Annotated in this window: 3 protein-coding genes; 2 read left to right on the plus strand and 1 reads right to left on the minus strand. The window is 69.9% G+C overall.

Annotation, left to right across the window (positions count from 1 at the left end; genetic code table 11):
* Window positions 1-190: tyrosinase family oxidase copper chaperone (locus ABZV34_RS38175; RefSeq protein ID WP_356287513.1), on the minus strand; the 190-nt coding region annotated here is incomplete at its 3' end.
* 347 nt (window positions 191-537) lie between these two features.
* Here ABZV34_RS38175 and ABZV34_RS38180 point away from each other — a divergent pair.
* Both ABZV34_RS38180 and ABZV34_RS38185 read left to right on the plus strand, forming a co-directional pair.
* The gene (locus tag ABZV34_RS38180) at window positions 538-1,740 is read left to right on the plus strand and encodes an FAD-dependent monooxygenase (RefSeq protein ID WP_356287516.1); all 1,203 of its coding nucleotides are present in this window, start codon (window positions 538-540) and stop codon (window positions 1,738-1,740) included.
* 102 nt (window positions 1,741-1,842) lie between these two features.
* Window positions 1,843-2,844: MFS transporter (locus ABZV34_RS38185; RefSeq protein ID WP_356287518.1), on the plus strand; the 1,002-nt coding region annotated here is incomplete at its 3' end.

Consider the following 2,844-nt stretch of genomic DNA (forward strand, 5'->3'; position numbering starts at 1 on the left):
CACCGGCACGGCCCTCGATCCGGCGGCCCCGGTAGACCTCGTCGAAGGGTTCGGGTCCGTCGTGATGGTGTCCGGCGGAGGGCGCGGTGACCGAGGCCGAGGCCGAAGGGGTGGTGAGCGCCTGGGCGCCGGCCGCGGCGGCGAGGGCGGCCGCGGCACCGAGCGCACGGCGACGAGTGAGTTCCGGCATGCGGATTCCTCCTGGGGTCAGCTCTGTTGATGACCCGACATGCCTATCGGTTCGTAGGAGAGAGGGAGAAATCGCCGGATGTCGGTTGGCCGCGATCAGGACAATTGATGAGATGTCGTCCAAGGTTGAACGAAGATGATCTTGCTGTCGAGGCTTCCCCGATCGACCGGAATCCGGAAATCCTCCCGCCGGTCCGTGTGTCGTCGGCGATCTTCCGGGGCCGGTGGGTGCCGAGTGGTGCGGCTCACCTCCTCAAGCTGGCGTGAACCGTGAGGCCGGGTGGCCCCCGTCGCTCCTGCTACTCTTCGTGCCCAATCGACCGCTCTGTGTGACATTTGGGAGTGCGCGTGAAGATCGCGTGCGTCGGCGGCGGACCGGCCGGCCTCTACTTCTCGATCCTGATGAAACGCCAGGACCCGTCCCACGACATCACCGTCCACGAACGCAACCCGGCCGGATCGACCTACGGCTGGGGGGTGACGTACTGGGCGGCCCTGCTCGACAAGCTCCACGAGGGCGACCCCGAGTCCGCGCGCGCCGTCCGGGCGAACTCGGTCCGCTGGAGCGACGGGGTCGCCCACATCGGCGGCGAGACGACGGTGCACCACGGCGACGAGGGGTTCGGCATCGGCCGCCGGCTGCTGCTCGACCTCCTCGCGAAGCGTGCCCGATCCCTGGGGGTGCGCGTCGAGTACGAGCACGGGATCACCGCGGACCGGATGCCCGAGGCCGATCTCGTCGTCGCCTGCGACGGAGTCAACAGCGCGCTGCGCGAGGTCCACGCCGACCACTTCGGCAGTGACGTCGCCCTCGGCCGCAACACCTACATCTGGCTCGGCACCACCAAGGTCTTCGACTCCTTCACCTTCGCCTTCGTGGAAACGGAGCACGGCTGGATCTGGTGCTACGCGTACCGGTTCGGCGAGGACCTCAGCACCTGCGTCGTCGAGTGCTCACCGGAGACCTGGACCGGACTCGGTCTCGACCGGACCGGCGAGGCCGACGGTCTCGCCCTGCTGGAGAAGATCTTCGCCGACTTCCTCGACGGACACGGCCTGATCGGGCGGGAGCACGCCGACGGCAGTGCGCAGTGGCTGCGCTTCCGCACCCTGACCAACCGCACCTGGCATCGCGGCAACCTGGTCCTGCTCGGCGACGCCGCCCACACCACGCACTACTCGATCGGCGCTGGCACCACGCTCGCGCTGGAGGACGCCATCGCGCTGGCCGGAGCCCTGGGCGAAGAACAGGAACTGTCCGCCGCCCTGACCCGCTACGAACAGGAACGCAGGTCCGCGCTCCTGTCGGTCCAGAGCGCCGCCCGGCACAGCGCCCAGTGGTACGAGAACCTGCCGCGGTACGTCCGCCTTCCGGCAGCCCAGATGTTCGCCCTGCTCGGGCAGCGGCACTCCCCGCTGCTCCCGTACGTACCGCCGCAGCTGTACTACCGGATCGACCGGGCGGCCGGGCGACTGGAGGCGCTGCGCCGTTTCAAACGCTGGCTGGGACCGCGCGTGGCGCGAACGGTCCAGGCCCGCTCGCGCCGGTAGCCGCCCGCCGGGAGACGGGCGCGCGTTGAGTGAATAGTGATTCACCCATTAAGGTGAATTCCTATTCACCTCTTTCTTCGCGCGTCTACTCCTGGAGTGTTCATGGCGGCACTGCGTGACCGGCTGACCGTGCCGGTCCTCGCGCTCGGCGGGAGCCTCATGGCCGTCATGCAGGTGGTCGTGGTGCCGCTGCTCCCCGACCTGCCGCGGCTGACGGGCGCGTCGGCGGGCGCGGTGTCCTGGATGGTGACGGCGACGCTGCTGGCCGGGGCCGTCCTCAACCCCGTTCTGGGGCGGGCCGGTGACATGTACGGGAAGAAGCGCGTCCTGCTGATCGCCCTCGGGATGATGACGGTCGGGTCGCTGATGTGCGCTCTCACGTCCGACATCCGGGTGCTCATCGTGGCGCGCGCCCTGCAGGGTGCCGCGGCCGCCGTCGTACCGTTGTCGATCAGTCTCCTGAGGGACGAACTGCCGCCCGAGCGCACGGGTTCCGCGGTGGCGCTGATGAGTTCGACCGTGGGGATCGGCGCCGCCCTCGGGCTGCCGCTCGCCGCGATGGTGGTCCATTACGCCAACTGGCATGTCATGTTCTGGGGGACGACCGTGCTCGGCGCCCTCGGGACCGTGCTGGCCTGGTGGGCGGTGCGCGAGTCGCCCGTCCGTGAGCCGGGCCGCTTCGACAGTGTCGGCGCGCTGGGTCTGGCCGTGGGGCTCACCTGCCTCCTGATGGGCGTGTCGCAGGGCGGGCAGTGGGGCTGGACCAGCCCCACGATCCTCGGCCTGTTCGCCGGCAGCGCCGGTGTCCTCGGCCTGTGGTGGGTGCAGCAACTGCGCGCCGAACGGCCGCTGGTCGACCTGAAGCTGGCCACCAGCCCCAGGGTCGCCCTGCCGCACATAGCCGCGCTCCTCACCGGATTCGCCTTCTACGCCAACTCCCTGGTGACCGCGCAGTTGGTGCAGGCGCCGAAGGAGACCGGCTACGGACTCGGTCTGTCCATCGTCGCGACGGGCGTGTGCCTGCTGCCCGGCGGAGTGACCATGCTGCTGCTGTCCCCGGTGTCCGCGCGCGTCTCGGCGGCCCGCGGCGCCCGGGTGACGCTG

This window comes from Streptomyces sp. NPDC005195, assembly GCF_040608315.1.
GTDB lineage: Bacteria > Actinomycetota > Actinomycetes > Streptomycetales > Streptomycetaceae > Streptomyces > Streptomyces kaempferi.